The following is a 15,234-nucleotide window of genomic DNA, read 5'->3' as shown; positions in this document are numbered from 1 at the left end:
GTAGCCGACGCCGTACGGCGCGTCGTCGTACAGCAGCGCACCGCCCAGGGCCGCTCCCCCGGCCGCCCCCGCCAGCACCTGCCAGCAGGCGCGGCCGGCCGCCTTCAGATCGGTCGCCAAAGACGCGTCCAGCGCGGCGAGCGCCGCCACGTCGGCCGAGCCGAGCGCGCGTGCGACCCCGGCGTCGAAGGCCGCTGCGCGCTCGTCGAGATACCCGGGTGCCTTGAGCGTGCGGCACGCGCTGGCGTCGCCCATCACCAGCAGTGCCACCCGCTCCGAGCCCGTCGTGATGTCCCTACCGGTTTTGATACACCGCTCGGCGTCGAGAGGTTCCCGGATGCCGAGCCCTTGGATCGGCGAGGCGGTCCAGGCGACGTGTGAGAGCAGCCAGGCGGCGACGGCCAGCGAGGGCGGCAGGTCGGCCCCGGGGTGACCGTCGAGGTCCCCGGGCCCGGGCGGCTTCCCGTCGAGCGTGACGTCGACGGCCACGCCGTAGCCGCGGAAGGAGCCGTGAGCACCCTGCGGGTACGTCTCCACGTCCGCCGTGCCCGCCGCCGGTCCGACGACGACCAGCCGGTCGGGCCTGGAGGCGGCGAGCACGCCGAGGGCGTCGGCGCACGCCGCTCGCGCCGTGTCGAGTTCCGGGGCGGCACCGGCGGCGACCGCGGGGACGAGCAGGGGCGGACAAGGGCACACGGCCGCGGATACGAGCATGCTGCGCAGACTAGGTCACGGGCGCGCCGGGCATCGGCGCGCCGATGCCGCACCGGTCCCCGACCGGGGCTTCACACCGCCGGAGCGAGCCTCACACCACCGAGCAGCCGCCGGCCGCGGCGGGCAGCGGCGGCGGGACGCCGACCGAGGGCAGACCCAGCAGGACGCCGGCGGGCTCGGGCGGAGCCGCGTTGCGCCTGTCCCAGGCGTCGCCGGCGCGGGTGCGCCGTACCCGCGTCGTCGGCCCCTCGGCGAGCAGATGGTGCGGAGCCGCGTACGTGATGTCGACGGTCACCACGTCGCCGGGACGTACCTCCTGGCCGGGCGCGGTGAAATGCACCAGCCGGTTGTCGGGCGCGCGGCCGGAGAGCCGGCGGGTGGCGCCGTCCTTGCGGCCCTCGCCCTCGGCGACCATGACGTCGAGGGTGCGGCCGATCTGCTTCTTGTTCTCGTCCCAGGAGATCTCCTCCTGGAGAGCGACGAGGCGCAGGTAGCGCTCCTGCACGACCTCCTTGGGAATCTGCCCGTCCATGTCGGCGGCGGGCGTTCCGGGGCGCTTGGAGTACTGGAAGGTGAAGGCGTTCGCGAAGCGCGCCTCGCGCACCACGTGCATCGTCTGCTGGAAGTCCTCCTCGGTCTCGCCGGGGAAGCCCACGATGATGTCGGTGGAGATGGCGGCGTGCGGGATGGCCGCGCGGACCTTGCCGATGATGCCGAGGAACCGCTCCTGGCGGTACGAGCGGCGCATCGCCCTGAGGACGGTGTCCGAGCCGGACTGAAGCGGCATGTGCAACTGCGGCATGACGCTGGGTGTCTCGGCCATCGCTGCGATGACGTCGTCGGTGAAGTCGCGCGGGTGCGGGGAGGTGAAGCGGACACGCTCCAGGCCCTCGATCTTCCCGCAGGCGCGCAGGAGCTTGGAGAAGGCCTCGCGGTCTCCGATGTCGGAGCCGTACGCGTTGACGTTCTGACCGAGGAGCGTGATCTCCGAGACGCCCTCGGCGACGAGCGCCTCGACCTCGGCGAGTACGTCACCGGGGCGGCGGTCCTTCTCCTTGCCGCGCAGGGCCGGGACAATACAGAAGGTGCAGGTGTTGTTGCAGCCCACGGAGATGGAGACCCACGCGGCGTAGGCGGACTCGCGGCGGGTCGGCAGTGTGGACGGGAACGCCTCCAGCGACTCGGCGATCTCGATCTGCGCCTCTTCCTGTACGCGGGCGCGCTCCAGCAGTACAGGGAGCTTGCCGATGTTGTGCGTACCGAAGACGACGTCGACCCAGGGCGCCCTCTTGACGATGGTGTCGCGGTCCTTCTGGGCGAGGCAGCCGCCGACGGCGATCTGCATGCCGGGGCGGCGGGTCTTCATGGGAGCCAGCCGTCCGAGGTTGCCGTACAGCTTGTTGTCGGCGTTCTCGCGTACGGCGCAGGTGTTGAAGACGACGACGTCGGCGTCGCCGTCGGCGCCTTCGGGGGCCCGGACATAGCCCGCGCCCTCCAGCAGACCGGACAATCGCTCGGAGTCGTGGACATTCATCTGGCACCCGTAGGTGCGCACCTCGTAGGTCCGGTCTACGCCTACTTCGTCCACCGCTGCGGCCCGGTCACTGCTGTCTGTCACCCGTCCAGGGTAAGGGGGTGCCCGAGGTGGCCCCGCCAGTGGAACGGCGGGGCAGGTGTGTCCCGTGCGTCACTGGCGTATCGGCTGCGGCGTTCCGCCTCCCCTCGCCCTTCGGGGCGACCCGAATTGACCCATCGATTCACTCACCGAATGCCCCCTCTGGAGGGTCACCTGGCGCCCTAGATTCGTCTTCATGAACAGGACGACGAACTCCGCGCCCCGCACCCACCAGCCGCTTCTCACCCGTGGCGGCGCCGCCGAGGCGCTTGCCGACGCCCCGGGCAGCGTGATCACGCTGTTCGCCGACTCGGACACGACGGGCGGCGGGCTCACCGTCAACACGGCCCGCTTCGAGAAGGGCGCGGCGGGGGCGCCCGTGCACTTCCACACCCGTGCCACCGAGTTCTTCTTCGTCGTCGACGGCACGCTCCAGGTGCTGGTCGGCGAGGAGGTGCTGACCCTGGAGAAGGGCGACTTCCTCGCGGTGCCGCCGCACACGCCGCACGCCTTCGCGCCCGCTCCGGACGCGACCGCGGAGGTCCTGGTCGGCTTCACGCCGGGCATGGACCGGTTCGACTACTACCGGCTGCTCGGCCGTGTCCACGACGGCGAGGCGACCGTGCAGGACATCAAGGACTCGTCGGAGAAGTACGACAACCACTACGCGCGTTCTCAGGCGTGGGACGAGCGCGCCTGACGTCGGTCCCGGGAGGCGAAGGCGGCGGGCCGGATCAAGCCGACCGGGCCGGGGATGGTTTGACCGCCGGAGTCGGGGGTACAGGGTGTGGGCTGCGCCCGGCGCCGGGCCTGGGGAGGTCTGAGGCGCTGGTCAACCCGGTCCCCCGGATCTGCGAAGGACGTGGGACCGGGGCGCAGTGTTCTTGTCGCGGGGCCGTCGGACGGCCGAGCGAGTGGCGCGGAGCGGTTGTTCCGGGCCATCTCCATCTCGCGGGACGTACACCGACGGGCCGGCCTCCCGTAGTGGCCCCAAGCCGGTGGGGCGCAGGCCTGGTCATCACGGTGCGTGAACTGGCAGGATCACCGCATGTTCCCCCTTCCGCCCCGTATGAGCCGTCGCACCGCCTTCACAGGAGGCGTGGCCGCCCTGGTGGTGGCGGGGCTGCTGGTGTGGTGGCTTGTGCCGCTGGGCGAGAAGACACCGAGCGGGTCCCTGAAGTTCAGTACGGGCGTGACGAGCGGGGTCTACCAGCGTTACGGGGCCCTCCTGAAGGAGGATCTCGCCAAGGATCTGCCCGACGTGTCGATAGGTCTGCTGACGAGCGAGGGGTCGCAGGAGAACATCTCGCGCGTGGCCACGGGGAAGGCCGACTTCACCATCGCCACGGCCGACGCGGTCGCCAAGTACCAGCGGGACAACGGTCCGGGTGCCGACCGGCTGCGGGGCTGCGCGCGGCTCTACGACGACTACGTACAGCTGATCGTGGCGAAGGACTCGGACATCGAGTCCGCGCGGGATCTGCGCGGCAAGCGTGTGGGTGTGGGGCAGGAGGGTTCGGGTGTGCGGCTGATCGCCGACCGTCTGCTGGGCGCCGCCGGGCTGCATCCCACGAAGGACGTGACGGCGGTCTCGGCGGGCATCGACACGATGCCGGGCCGTCTGGAGTCGGGGGGCCTGGACGCCTTCTTCTGGTCCGGCGGGCTGCCCACCGCCTCCATCCAGCAGTTGTCGGAGCGCTTCGACATCCGGCTGGTGCCCCTCGACGACGCCCTCGTCGACAAGCTGCACCACACGGCCAGGGTGGCGACCCGCTACTACCGCTCGGCGGTGATGCCGGCCGACGCGTACAAGAAGGCGCAGGACGGTACGGCGGTGCCGACGGTGGCGGTGGCGAATCTGCTGGTGACCACGGACCGGATCGACCCCGAACTGACCGAGGGTTTCACCCGTACCGTGATCAAGAGCCGCGACCGCATCGGCAAGAAGGTCCACCCGGCGCAGCTCGTGGATCTGCGGACGGCGATCTACACCGATCCGCTGCGACTCCATGAGGGCGCGCTGCGCTACTACCAGTCGGTCAAGCCGTAGGCCCGCGCCGTACAGCGGTCCCTACGGGGCCGGGGCCCGGGGTTTCTTCCTGAGGAGGCTGCGTCGGGGACGGCCGTCCTCATGAGGAGGCCGGCGACGACCTCGGGACCGTGAGCGTCACCCGCAGCCCGCGCGGGTCACCGTGTTCGTACGCGATCGTCCCGCCGCCCGCCGTGAGCAGCGCCCGTGAGATGGACAGGCCGAGACCTGACCCCTTGACGTTCTGGTGGCGGTTGCTGCGCCAGAACCGGTCGCCGATCCGGTCCATCTCGTCGTCGGACAGTCCGGGCCCGCCGTCGGTGACGGTGATGGTGGTGCGGTCGCTGCCCCCGCGGGCGACCCGCACGTCCACCTCGCCGCCCTCCGGTGTGAACTTCAGGGCGTTGTCCACGACCGCGTCGAGCGCGCTGGAGAGCGCGACCGGGTCCGCCCAGCCCGTGACGGCGCCGGTGCTCCCGGTCAGGCGGACGCCCTTCTCCTCGGCGTACGCCCGCCACGCGTCGACGCGTTCGGACGCCAGGGCGCCGACGTCGGTGAGCCGCAGATCGGCGGCGGCGTGTTCGGCGAGCGCCAGGTCCAGCAGATCGTCGAGCACCTGCCCGAGCCGCTTGCCCTCCGTACGGACGGAGGCGATCTCCTCGTTGCCCGCGGGCAGTTCGAGGGCGAGCAGTTCGATCCGCAGGAGCAGTGCGGCGAGTGGATTGCGCAGTTGGTGGGAGGCGTCGGCGACGAAGGCACGCTGCTGTTCGAGAACGTCCTCGACGTTGTCGGCCATCTCGTTGAAGGAGTCGGCGAGCCGTCGCAGTTCCGGCGGGCCCCCGGCGGCGGCGACCCGGGACTTCATCCGGCCGGTGGCGATGTCGTGCGTGGCGGCGTCCAGGACGCGTACGGGGCGCAGCACCCAGCCGGTGAGGCGGATCGCCGCTCCCACGGCGAGCAGCATGGCGGCGGCCTCGCCGGCCGCGATGTACAGCCAGCCTTCGAGGGTCCGCGAACGCATCTGTCCGGTGGGCGAATCGGTCACGACGACGGCGACCACGTCCCCGTCGCGCACCACCGGCGACGCGACGATCAGTCGCCCGTGCGTCTGCCAGGGCCAGACCTGCTGCGGATCGTCGCTGCGCCGCCCGAGGAGGGCCTCCTGGAAGGCCTGGCGCCCCTCCCCCGTCCGGGGCACCGTCCAGCTCTCGGGGGCCCGCGCCATGGCTTCTCCGTCGCGGTAGAAGACACCGGCGCGGATGCCGTACACCTCGTGGTAGCGCTTGAGCTCCTCCTCCAGCATGGATCCGCGCTCGTCGGATCCGGTACCGGCGCCGGCGCCCGCGTCCGAAACGTCGCCCTCGCTGACGAACTGGGCGAGCGCGGCGACGCGCGCCGTGTCGTCGATCCGGTCGACGACCACACCCTGCTGCTGCGCCGCCGCGAGACTCACGGCGAGCGGGAAGCCGAGCGCGAGGAGCACGCCCGCCATGAGGACGATCAGCAGCGGCAGAAGTCGGGTACTCACCGGGTACTACGGTCCTTGATGGGCGGTGGGGGCGACGAGGCGGTAGCCGACGCCGCGCACGGTCTCGATCAGCGCCGGCATCCGGAGCTTGGAACGCAGGGACGCCACGTGCACTTCGAGTGTGCGGCCGGTCCCTTCCCAACTGGTGCGCCACACCTCGCTGATGATCTGCTCCCGGCGGAAGACGACTCCCGGGCGCTGCGCGAGCAGGGCGAGGAGGTCGAACTCCTTGCGGGTCAGCTGGATCGGGGCGTCGTCGACGGTGACGCGGCGGGTGGACAGTTCGATGGTGACGGGTCCGAGCCGCAGGGAGTCACCGCCGCCCTGTCCGGTTTCCTCACCGCCGACGCTGCGGCGGCTGACGGCGTGGATACGGGCGAGGAGTTCGCCGGTGTCGTACGGCTTGGTGACGTAGTCGTCGGCGCCGAGGTTCAGTCCGTGGATGCGGGAGCGGACGTCGGCACGCGCCGTCACCATGATCACCGGTGTCGAGCAGAGTTTGCGGATCTTGCCGCAGACCGCGTAGCCGTCCTGGTCGGGCAGTCCGAGGTCGAGGAGGACGACTCCGTAAGGAGACTTCGTCCCGTCGATCACCGGGAGCAGTGCCTGGAGTGCCTCTTCGCCGTTGCGCGCGTGCGTGACGTCGAATCCGTGTCTGGCCAGTACCGCGGCGAGGGCCGCGGCGACATGGTCGTCGTCCTCGACGAGCAGCAGCCTCATGGCCCTCCTCCGTGGTGTGGCGGTCACAGTACGTACCAGGGCATCCACGCCCATCGCTGCCGCAGCAGTCAAGTCACTTCCCGTTAAGGGACGGTTTCCGTTACCCACCCGGTACGCCGAACCGGCCCTCTTCACACGGAGTGTCCGGTTGCGGCCGGATCGTTATGCTCAATTTCCCCTCAGATGTAATGACGCTGGTCGCAGTGCGTGACTAAGGTCCTCCCAACCGAGGAGGACGGAGCAAGAAGCCGATGAGCGGAGTTTCAGTGACCAAGGACACCGAGGACGCCAGGCCGGCGTCGGGCGACCTGGTCGTGCTGAGCAACGTCAACAAGCACTTCGGCGCGCTGCATGTGCTCCAGGACATCGATCTGACCATCGCCCGTGGCGAGGTCGTCGTCGTGATCGGGCCCTCGGGGTCCGGCAAGTCCACACTGTGCCGCGCCATCAACCGTCTGGAGCCGATCGACTCCGGCAGCATTTCGCTCGACGGGAAGCCGCTGCCCGCCGAAGGCAAGGAGCTTGCCCGGCTGCGCGCCGACGTCGGCATGGTCTTCCAGTCCTTCAACCTCTTCGCGCACAAGACCGTCCTGGAGAACGTCACTCTGGGACAGATCAAGGTCCGCAAGAAGGACAAGCGGGCCGCGGACGAGTTCGCACGGACCCTGCTGGACCGCGTGGGTGTGGCCAACCAGGCGGACAAGTACCCTGCGCAGCTCTCCGGTGGCCAGCAGCAGCGTGTGGCGATCGCCCGCGCGCTGGCCATGGAGCCCAAGGTGATGCTCTTCGACGAGCCGACCTCGGCGCTCGACCCGGAGATGATCAACGAGGTGCTCGAAGTCATGCAGCAGCTCGCACGTGACGGTATGACCATGGTCGTGGTGACCCACGAGATGGGCTTCGCGCGGTCCGCCGCGAATCGGGTCGTCTTCATGGCGGACGGCCAGATCGTCGAAGAGGCGACGCCGGAGCAGTTCTTCACCAATCCTCGCAGCGACCGCGCCAAGGACTTCCTGTCGAAGATCCTGCACCACTGAGCTGCCCGTAACTTTCGAGACAACGAAGGATGTTGACCATGAATCTCCGTAAAGCAAGCGCCGCCGCCGCCACCGTGCTGGCCCTTTCCCTGACCGCGACCGCGTGTGGCTCCGGCGACAGCGACTCGTCCGGCGAGGGCGACGGCGGCAGCAAGAAGATCACCATCGGTATCAAGTTCGACCAGCCCGGTATCGGTCTGAAGACGCCCGACGGCTCCTTCACGGGCTTCGATGTCGACGTCGCGACGTACGTCGCGAAGGAGCTCGGCTACGAGGCGAAGGACATCGAGTGGAAGGAGACCCCGAGCGCCGACCGTGAGACCGCGCTCGAGCGCGGCGACGTGAAGTTCATCGCGGCCTCCTACTCGATCAACGACGAGCGCAAGCAGAAGGTCGACTTCGCCGGTCCGTATCTGCTCGCCCACCAGGACCTGCTGATCCGCGCGGACGACAACATCACCAAGGGCGCGGACCTCAACGGCAAGAAGCTCTGCTCGGTGACGGGCTCCACGTCCGCGCAGAACGTGAAGAACGACTTCGCGCCGAAGGCCCAGCTGAAGCAGAACGCCACGTACTCGGAGTGCATCGACGGACTCGCCAGCGGCGCCGTCGACGCGCTGACCACGGACGACTCGATCCTCGCCGGTTACGCCTCGCAGGACCAGAACAAGGGCAAGTTCAAGCTCGCCGGCCTCAGCCTGAGCAACGAGAACTACGGCATCGGCGTCAAGAAGGGCGACACCAAGCTCGTCGACGACATCAACGCCGCCCTGGAGAAGATGGTTTCGGACGGCGCCTGGGAGAAGGCCGTGGCGGACAACTTCGGTCCGGCCGACTACAAGAACGAGCCCGCCCCGAAGATCGGCAACATCGTCAGCTGAATCAGCGGGCCGGCGGTTCCGTTCGGCTCGTTCGGCGCAGATGTGGCGCGCCGCCCCGTGAGGGTGGCGCGCCACGCCATCAACAAACGCGAGAGCGCGGGAGATCGTGTTCGACTTTCTTGAAGGTTATGACCTGCTAGGGGCGTTCTGGGTAACGGTGAAGCTCGCCGTTTTCTCCGGTATCGGCTCCCTCGTCCTGGGCACCATACTTGCCGCGATGCGGGTGAGCCCGGTTCCGCTGATGCGCGGTTTCGCCACGGTCTACGTGAACGTGGTGCGGAACATTCCCCTCACCGTCATCATCGTCTTCGCCTCCCTCGGTCTCGCCGATGTCTTCGGTATCACTCTTGGCGCGGCGGACGACTTCGACGCACTGAGTTTCCGGCTGGCCGTTCTCGGACTGACCGCCTATACGGCCGCGTTCGTCTGCGAGGCCATCCGGTCCGGCATCAACACGGTGCCCGTCGGACAGGCGGAGGCGGCACGGGCCATCGGGCTGAACTTCACCCAGGTCCTGTCCCTCATAGTTCTTCCGCAGGCGTTCCGCTCCGTCATCGGGCCGCTCACCAACGTGCTGATCGCCCTGACGAAGAACACGACGGTGGCCGCGGCCATCGGCGTGGCCGAAGCGGCCCTCCTGATGAAGGAGATGATCGAGAACGAGTCGCAGCTCATCCTCATCTCGGCGATCTTCGCCTTCGGGTTCGTGGTCCTGACACTGCCGACCGGCCTCATCCTCGGCTGGGTCGGCAAGCGAGTGGCGGTGAAGCGATGACTTCCGTTCTGTACGACGCGCCGGGTCCCGGCGCCAAGCGGCGCAACATCGTCTACTCGGTGCTGTTCCTGGTCGTCCTGGCCCTCGGCGTGTGGTGGATCTACTCCGCCATGTCGGACAAGGGACAGCTGGAGTGGGCGAAGTGGAGCCCCTTCACCGAGTCCCAGGCGTGGACGACGTATCTGCTGCCGGGTCTCGTCAACACCCTCAAGGCCGCGGGGCTCGCGCTGGTGATCGCGCTGCCGCTCGGCGCCCTCTTCGGTATCGCGCGGCTCTCCGACCACCGGTGGGTGAGGGTCCCGGCCGGTGTGGTCGTCGAGTTCTTCCGCGCCATCCCCGTGCTGATCCTGATGGTCTTCGCGAACCAGCTGTACGCGGAGTACACCGACATCAGTACGGACATGCGTCCGCTGTACGCGGTCGTCACCGGCCTCGTGCTGTACAACGCGTCGGTGCTGGCGGAGGTCGTCCGCGCGGGCATCCTGTCGCTGCCCAAGGGGCAGACGGAGGCCGCCAAAGCGATCGGTCTGCGCAAGGGCCAGACGATGCGCACCATCCTGCTGCCGCAGTCGGTCACCGCGATGCTGCCCGCGCTGGTGAGCCAGCTCGTCGTCATCGTGAAGGACACCGCGCTCGGCGGCGCGCTGCTCAGCTTCACCGAGCTGCTGAGCGCCCGGAAGACGCTGGCCGCGAACTACGGCAACGTCATTCCGAGCTTCATCGTCGTCGCGGTGATCTTCATCCTGCTGAATCTCCTCCTGACGACGTTCGCGTCGTGGCTGGAGAAGCGGCTGCGCCGCGCGAAGCGGAGCACCGGGGCCGTCCTGACGGGCGCGACCATGGACGATCTGGGTGCCACGGGTACGCCGGCGGGGCTCGGCCCGATGAGCAAGACGGACCGCGCGAGCGGTGATACGGGCAGCGGGGGCGGCTAGCCTCGACGGGCCCGGGGACGGGGCCCACCGACCCGACGGGGGCAGCGGCGCGCGGCGTCGCTGCCCCCGTCACTTGACGCAAGCACCCGCAGTAGGTTGCATACGTTCTGTGATCGCTCCGCGGGTTCCAACCGCCAATCGCCGCATGACCGTACGGGCCGGAGGGGTCGCGCCGTGGACCCGGTGATCGTCGTCGGCGCGGGCCCCGTGGGGCTCGCGCTCTCCCTCTGTCTGGCCACCCAGGGCGTTCCCGCCGTCGTGCTCGACGAGGGGGCGGGCAAGGACGATCCGCGACCGGCCCGTACGGCGGTTCTGCGCCCCGACACCGCCGCTCTCATGACGCGGCTGGGCTGCTCCACGCTCCGTGACGAAGGGGCCCGGTGGGTCGGTTGGCGACAGTTGAGGCGCAAGCAGCAGATGCGGCAGCTACGGCTCGGTGATGCCCCCGGGGCCGGTGGTTCGGGCGGGGCCGGTGGTTCGGAGGGTGACGGCGCCGAACGTGGCGGCCCGGTTCTCCCGTCGCCCTTACACCTCCCGCAGCACGCCCTCACGCGCGGTCTGAGGGACGCGGTCGCCCGCCACGACCTGATCCGGCTGGTGACGGACAGCCGCCTCGACTCGCTGGAGCAGGACGCCCGCGGCGTCACGGTGCACACGCGCGGTCCGGGCGCGACCTGGTGGCGTGGAAGCCATGTGGTGGGCTGCGACGGCGCCAGGTCCACCGTCCGCAAGCTGCTGGGTGTCCGTTTCCCGGGCCGTACGGCGGTGGAGCGGCACGCGGTCGCCGCGCTCCGCGTCGAACTGCCCTGGCCCGGAGAGGCCGTGCTGCACCGTCAGCCGCCGTGGCGGGGCGCGGGCCAGGAGGTCTCCGCCAGGCCGCTCACGGACGGCGTGTGGCGGCTGGACTGGCTGCTGCCCGCCCGGGGCGAACTGGTCACGCCCGAGGCGCTGGTGGCGCGGGTACGGGACACCCTGGCCGGCTGGTGCGGCGACACACCGCCGTACGACCTGCTCGACACCGGCGTGTACACGCTGCACCACCGGCTCGCGCGGCGCTGGCGCGTCGGCCGCGCCTTCCTCGCCGGGGACGCCGCGCATCTGCTGGGCGCGCTGGGCACCCAGGGCCTCGACGAGGGGCTGCGGGACGCCGACAACCTGGGCTGGAAGCTGGCGCACGCCTGGCACCACGGGGCGTCGGAGACGCTGCTCGACAGCTATCAGGCGGAGCGCCGTACCGCCGTGGCCGCGCGGCTGCGGGCGGCCGACCAGTCGCTGACGATACTTCGGGGCGGGGGAGGGCTGCGTACGTACCTTCCCGGCACCGCGCGCGGCCATGACTCCCTCCTCGCGGACGGGCATCTGGGGCAGGGGCCGATGGGCGCGCCTCCCGCCTACCCGCACTCCCCGCTCGCGCCTCCGTACGCCGAGGCGCACACGACGGTCGACACCCGGACGGGGGCGCCCGTCGACGACGTGCTCGTGACGGCGCCCGACGGCATGACGGTGCGGCTGCGAGACCGGCTCGGCAGGGGCAGGGTGCTGGTGGTGCTGGTGGCACCGGGAACGGGCGTGTGGGACCGGCGGCACTGGCTGACCGCGGGTGTGATGCCGCGGCTCGCCGAAGCCGTCGCGGCCCTGCCCGCGCCGGCCGAGCTGCTGGTCACGGAGAGCTATCCGGGGGCGTCGGCGCACTCGGTGCTGCTCGTGCGGCCCGACGGGCACCTCGTCGCGGCCTTCGGCGGGGTGCGTCCCGACGAGCTGTACGCGGCGGCCGACGCGGCACGTGGCGGCGCCCCCGGGGCCTCTCCGGCGCCGGACCGCCCGGGTGGCCGGGACCGGACAGCGAACATCAATTGACCGTCGTCGGGATCACATGGTGTACTCCGGAACGTGACTGACACCGATGTACGCCTGTGGCGGAGGGTCCATATGGACCTGGTCCGCTATGCGGGCTGTGTGTGTCGTCCGTCCTGCTGAATTCGCCCCCCACTTCTCGTAGCGCTCGTCGTGTCGGCACATGACGGCGCGACCTCGCGAACTTCCAGGACGGTCTTCATGTCTGCCTCTCTCGACACCCCCGCACCCACCGCTTCGGCGTCAACTGCCGTTGTTTCCAAGGCTGTTGGCTCTCAGACCGCCGCACCCGGCGCCTCTGCCGGCCCCGCGGCGCCGGCGGTCTCCGGCGTGCCGACGCAGACCGAGCTGCTCGACTTCGTGCGGCGTACGGCGGCCGACACCGAGCTCGTCGCCACGCTCCCCCTCGACCCCGAGGGCCGTACGTGGATCCGTCTCGACGGCCCCGCCGGCAGCGAGGCGTGGATCATCAGCTGGCCGCCCGGTACCGGGACCGGCTGGCACGACCACGGCGGCTCGTACGGCGCCTTCGCCACGGCGGAAGGCGCGCTCCAGGAGGACTCCCTGGCCGCGAGGTTGCCCACCGAGGGCTGGAAGACGCTGGAACTGGCCGAAGGGGTTGACCGGGAACGGAAGTTGGCCAAGGGCGACGCCCGGGCCTTCGGCAGCCACCATGTGCACGAGGTCCGCAACGAGTCGGACTCGGAGCACGCCGTCTCGGTGCACGCCTACTATCCGCCGCTGCCGCTGATGCGCCGCTACAGCCGCACCGGCGCGGTGCTCCGCCTGGAGCAGGTCGAGCGTCCGCAGGAGTGGCAGTGAGCAGCGGGCCGGCCGACCGGACGGAGCCCGGGGCGCACGCTGCACCTGAGACGGCTGTGACACCCGCAGCGCCCGCGGCACCTGTGGGAATCGACGAGCTGCTCGACCGGGTCCGTGAGGGTCTCGACCGGATCGAACCGCGGGAGGCCTTCGCCGCGGCGGCGGACGGGGCTCTGCTGGTCGACATCCGGTACGCGGAACTGCGGGACCGCGACGGGCTGATACCCGGTGCGCTGGTCGTCGAGCGCAACGAGCTGGAGTGGCGTCTCGACCCGCTGGGCAGCCATCGGGCGGCGGAGGCCACGAGCCACGATCTGCGCGTCGTGGTGATCTGCAACGAGGGCTACGCGTCGAGTCTCGCGGCGGTCTCACTGCGGCAGTTGGGACTTCACCGCGCGACGGACCTGGTCGGCGGCTTCCAGGCCTGGAAGGCGGAAGGGCTGCCGGTCGCGCACTGAACCGGTCGGCCGTCTCGACCCGATACCCGGCCGGCCCCCCGCGCGGGCCGGGATTCGTTCGTCGTTCTTCCTTCTTCGGCCGTCCGGTGGTCCCGGCTCACCGGACCTCGGTGACCGCCCTCGTCAGTAGACGCCCTCGTCCAGTCCCTCCGTGTCCTCGCCCTCCGCCTCCAGTGCCTGCTTGACCACCCGCAGGGCCACACCCTGCGGATATCCCTTGCGGGCCAGCATGCCCGCGAGCCTGCGCACCCGTCTGTCGCGCTCCATCCCACGGGTGGAGCGGAGCTTGCGGGCGACCAGTTCCCGCGCGGTCGCCTCCTCCTGTTCGGAGTCGAGCTGTCCCACGGCCTCGTCGATCAGGGCGGAGTCCACACCCTTGGTGCGCAGTTCACTCACCAGGGCGCGCCGGGCCAGGCCCCGGCCGTGGTGCCGGGACTCCACCCAGGCACCGGCGAACGCCGCGTCGTTGATCAGTCCCACGTCTTCGAAGCGGGAGAGGACTTCCGCCGCGACATCTTCGGGGATGTCGCGCTTCTCCAACGCGTCCGCCAGTTGTTTCCGGGTGCGCGGGGTCCCGGTGAGCAGGCGCAGACAGATCGCCCGCGCCCGCTCCGCCGGGTCCTGGGGCGGCAGCTCCTTCTCGGCCCTCGACGAGTCGGGGCTGCCGCCCTGCCGCTCAGTTCGCCGCCTCTTCGCGTAGGGCACGGCGCCGAACTAGCTCTTTGCCGCCGCCGCCTTGGCCGCCTTGGCCTTGGTGGCGGGAGCCGGCACTGTCTTCGCGGCGTCGGCCGGGGCTCCGGCCGCGGCACCCGCCGCGTCCGCTCCGGTCTCGGCCGTGGGCGCCTCCGGTTTGGTGCCGACCCCCAGCTTCTCCAGGATCTTCTTCTCGATCTCGTCGGCGAGATCGGGATTGTCCTTGAGGAAGTTGCGGGCGTTCTCCTTGCCCTGGCCGAGCTGGTCGCCCTCGTACGTGTACCAGGCGCCGGCCTTGCGGACGAAGCCCTCCTCCACGCCCATGTCGATCAGACCGCCCTCGCGGCTGATCCCCTGGCCGTAGAGGATGTCGAACTCGGCCTGCTTGAAGGGCGGCGAGACCTTGTTCTTGACGACCTTGACGCGGGTGCGGTTGCCGACGGCCTCGGTGCCGTCCTTCAGCGTCTCGATACGACGGATGTCGAGCCGCACCGAGGCGTAGAACTTGAGCGCCCGGCCACCGGTCGTGGTCTCCGGCGAGCCGAACATCACGCCGATCTTCTCGCGGAGCTGGTTGATGAAGATGGCCGTGGTCTTGGACTGGTTGAGCGCACTGGTGATCTTCCGGAGCGCCTGGCTCATCAGCCGCGCCTGAAGACCCACGTGCGAGTCGCCCATCTCGCCCTCGATCTCCGCCCGCGGCACCAGGGCCGCGACGGAGTCGATGACGATGAGGTCGAGGGCACCGGAGCGGACCAGCATGTCCACGATCTCCAGGGCCTGCTCGCCGTTGTCGGGCTGGGACAGCAGCAGGCTGTCGATGTCGACGCCGAGCTTCTTCGCGTACTCCGGGTCGAGCGCGTGCTCGGCGTCCACGAAGGCCACCGTGCCGCCCGCCTTCTGGGCGTTCGCCACCGCGTGCAGCGTCAGCGTCGTCTTGCCGGAGGACTCCGGTCCGTACACCTCCACCACACGGCCGCGCGGGATGCCGCCGACTCCGAGCGCGACGTCGAGCGCGGTCGACCCGGTGGGGATGACCTCGATGGGCTCGTTCGGCCGCTCGCCGAGGCGCATCACCGCGCCCTTGCCGAATTGCCGTTCAATTTGGGCGAGAGCGGCGTCCAGCGCCTTCTCGCGGTCGGATCCTGCCATGGGTTCCACCCGATTTGCTTG

16 protein-coding genes are annotated in these 15,234 nt (G+C 70.2%); 10 read left to right on the top strand and 6 right to left on the bottom strand.

Going from position 1 to position 15,234, the window contains the following annotated elements; genetic code table 11:
• Both GXP76_RS18270 and miaB read right to left on the bottom strand, forming a co-directional pair.
• On the bottom strand, positions 1 to 714 hold a 714-nt coding region (locus GXP76_RS18270; RefSeq protein WP_242572607.1), incomplete at its 3' end, for a hypothetical protein.
• Between the two features lie 91 nt (positions 715 to 805).
• Complete coding sequence (gene miaB / locus GXP76_RS18265) at positions 806 to 2,332, bottom strand: tRNA (N6-isopentenyl adenosine(37)-C2)-methylthiotransferase MiaB (RefSeq protein WP_242572606.1); 1,527 nt, start codon at positions 2,330 to 2,332, stop codon at positions 806 to 808.
• A 193-nt stretch (positions 2,333 to 2,525) separates the two neighbouring features.
• Here miaB and GXP76_RS18260 point away from each other — a divergent pair, with 193 nt between their 5' ends.
• Positions 2,526 to 3,029, top strand: coding sequence for a cupin domain-containing protein (locus tag GXP76_RS18260; RefSeq protein ID WP_242572605.1), 504 nt, complete (start codon positions 2,526 to 2,528; stop codon positions 3,027 to 3,029).
• A 348-nt stretch (positions 3,030 to 3,377) separates the two neighbouring features.
• Positions 3,378 to 4,379, top strand: a complete 1,002-nt coding sequence (locus tag GXP76_RS18255) for a TAXI family TRAP transporter solute-binding subunit (RefSeq protein WP_374361523.1) — start codon at positions 3,378 to 3,380, stop codon at positions 4,377 to 4,379.
• 79 nt (positions 4,380 to 4,458) lie between these two features.
• Here GXP76_RS18255 and GXP76_RS18250 read toward each other — a convergent pair whose 3' ends face one another.
• Complete coding sequence (locus GXP76_RS18250) at positions 4,459 to 5,886, bottom strand: HAMP domain-containing sensor histidine kinase (protein ID WP_242572604.1); 1,428 nt, start codon at positions 5,884 to 5,886, stop codon at positions 4,459 to 4,461.
• A 6-nt stretch (positions 5,887 to 5,892) separates the two neighbouring features.
• Positions 5,893 to 6,606 (bottom strand): response regulator transcription factor, encoded by a 714-nt coding sequence (locus GXP76_RS18245; protein ID WP_242572603.1) that lies wholly within the window; start codon positions 6,604 to 6,606, stop codon positions 5,893 to 5,895.
• A 251-nt stretch (positions 6,607 to 6,857) separates the two neighbouring features.
• Between GXP76_RS18245 and GXP76_RS18240 the strand changes: the two genes are divergently transcribed.
• The 8 genes from GXP76_RS18240 to GXP76_RS18210 all read left to right on the top strand — a co-directional run bounded on the left by GXP76_RS18240 (position 6,858) and on the right by GXP76_RS18210 (position 13,368).
• Positions 6,858 to 7,643, top strand: coding sequence for an amino acid ABC transporter ATP-binding protein (locus tag GXP76_RS18240; protein ID WP_078074730.1), 786 nt, complete (start codon positions 6,858 to 6,860; stop codon positions 7,641 to 7,643).
• Positions 7,644 to 7,681: 38 nt separating this feature from the next.
• Entirely contained in the window at positions 7,682 to 8,524 is an 843-nt protein-coding gene (locus tag GXP76_RS18235; RefSeq protein WP_242572602.1) for a glutamate ABC transporter substrate-binding protein, read from the top strand.
• A gap of 106 nt (positions 8,525 to 8,630) precedes the next feature.
• Positions 8,631 to 9,299, top strand: coding sequence for an amino acid ABC transporter permease (locus tag GXP76_RS18230; protein ID WP_242572601.1), 669 nt, complete (start codon positions 8,631 to 8,633; stop codon positions 9,297 to 9,299).
• On the top strand, positions 9,296 to 10,234 hold the full coding sequence (locus GXP76_RS18225; RefSeq protein WP_242572600.1) for an amino acid ABC transporter permease: 939 nt from the start codon (positions 9,296 to 9,298) through the stop codon (positions 10,232 to 10,234). Before GXP76_RS18230 ends, GXP76_RS18225 begins: the two co-directional genes overlap by 4 nt.
• 174 nt (positions 10,235 to 10,408) lie before the next feature.
• Positions 10,409 to 12,091 (top strand): FAD-dependent monooxygenase, encoded by a 1,683-nt coding sequence (locus GXP76_RS18220; RefSeq protein WP_242572599.1) that lies wholly within the window; start codon positions 10,409 to 10,411, stop codon positions 12,089 to 12,091.
• A gap of 33 nt (positions 12,092 to 12,124) precedes the next feature.
• Positions 12,125 to 12,211, top strand: a complete 87-nt coding sequence (locus GXP76_RS36045; protein ID WP_311605579.1) for a putative leader peptide — start codon at positions 12,125 to 12,127, stop codon at positions 12,209 to 12,211.
• A 78-nt stretch (positions 12,212 to 12,289) separates the two neighbouring features.
• A complete protein-coding gene (locus GXP76_RS18215; RefSeq protein WP_242572598.1) occupies positions 12,290 to 12,910 on the top strand; it encodes a cysteine dioxygenase in 621 nt (206 codons plus the stop codon).
• Between the two features lie 56 nt (positions 12,911 to 12,966).
• The gene (locus GXP76_RS18210; RefSeq protein ID WP_242572597.1) at positions 12,967 to 13,368 is read left to right on the top strand and encodes a rhodanese-like domain-containing protein; all 402 of its coding nucleotides are present in this window, start codon (positions 12,967 to 12,969) and stop codon (positions 13,366 to 13,368) included.
• 123 nt (positions 13,369 to 13,491) lie between these two features.
• On the opposite strand, the gene recX is transcribed toward GXP76_RS18210, so the two are convergent.
• A complete protein-coding gene (gene recX / locus GXP76_RS18205; protein WP_242572596.1) occupies positions 13,492 to 14,073 on the bottom strand; it encodes a recombination regulator RecX in 582 nt (193 codons plus the stop codon).
• Positions 14,074 to 14,082: 9 nt separating this feature from the next.
• The gene (gene recA / locus GXP76_RS18200) at positions 14,083 to 15,213 is read right to left on the bottom strand and encodes a recombinase RecA (protein WP_242572595.1); all 1,131 of its coding nucleotides are present in this window, start codon (positions 15,211 to 15,213) and stop codon (positions 14,083 to 14,085) included.
• Positions 15,214 to 15,234: the final 21 nt, after the last annotated feature.

Origin of the sequence: Streptomyces sp. NP-1717, from assembly GCF_022695985.1 — a bacterium.
Taxonomy (GTDB): domain Bacteria; phylum Actinomycetota; class Actinomycetes; order Streptomycetales; family Streptomycetaceae; genus Streptomyces.
The sequence above is the reverse complement of the archived record's forward strand: the minus strand, read 5'-3'. Positions and strand labels throughout refer to the sequence as shown.

What these genes read in the sequence shown, in the direction of transcription:
- GXP76_RS18260 (WP_242572605.1), top strand. Translation starts at nt 2,526, where the DNA reads ATGAACAGGACGACGAACTCCGCGCCCCGCACCCACCAGCCGCTTCTC.
- GXP76_RS18255 (WP_374361523.1), top strand. Translation starts at nt 3,378, where the DNA reads ATGTTCCCCCTTCCGCCCCGTATGAGCCGTCGCACCGCCTTCACAGGA.
- GXP76_RS18245 (WP_242572603.1), bottom strand. Translation starts at nt 6,606, where the DNA reads ATGAGGCTGCTGCTCGTCGAGGACGACGACCATGTCGCCGCGGCCCTC.
- GXP76_RS18240 (WP_078074730.1), top strand. Translation starts at nt 6,858, where the DNA reads ATGAGCGGAGTTTCAGTGACCAAGGACACCGAGGACGCCAGGCCGGCG.
- GXP76_RS18235 (WP_242572602.1), top strand. Translation starts at nt 7,682, where the DNA reads ATGAATCTCCGTAAAGCAAGCGCCGCCGCCGCCACCGTGCTGGCCCTT.
- GXP76_RS18225 (WP_242572600.1), top strand. Translation starts at nt 9,296, where the DNA reads ATGACTTCCGTTCTGTACGACGCGCCGGGTCCCGGCGCCAAGCGGCGC.
- GXP76_RS18215 (WP_242572598.1), top strand. Translation starts at nt 12,290, where the DNA reads ATGTCTGCCTCTCTCGACACCCCCGCACCCACCGCTTCGGCGTCAACT.
- recA (WP_242572595.1), bottom strand. Translation starts at nt 15,213, where the DNA reads ATGGCAGGATCCGACCGCGAGAAGGCGCTGGACGCCGCTCTCGCCCAA.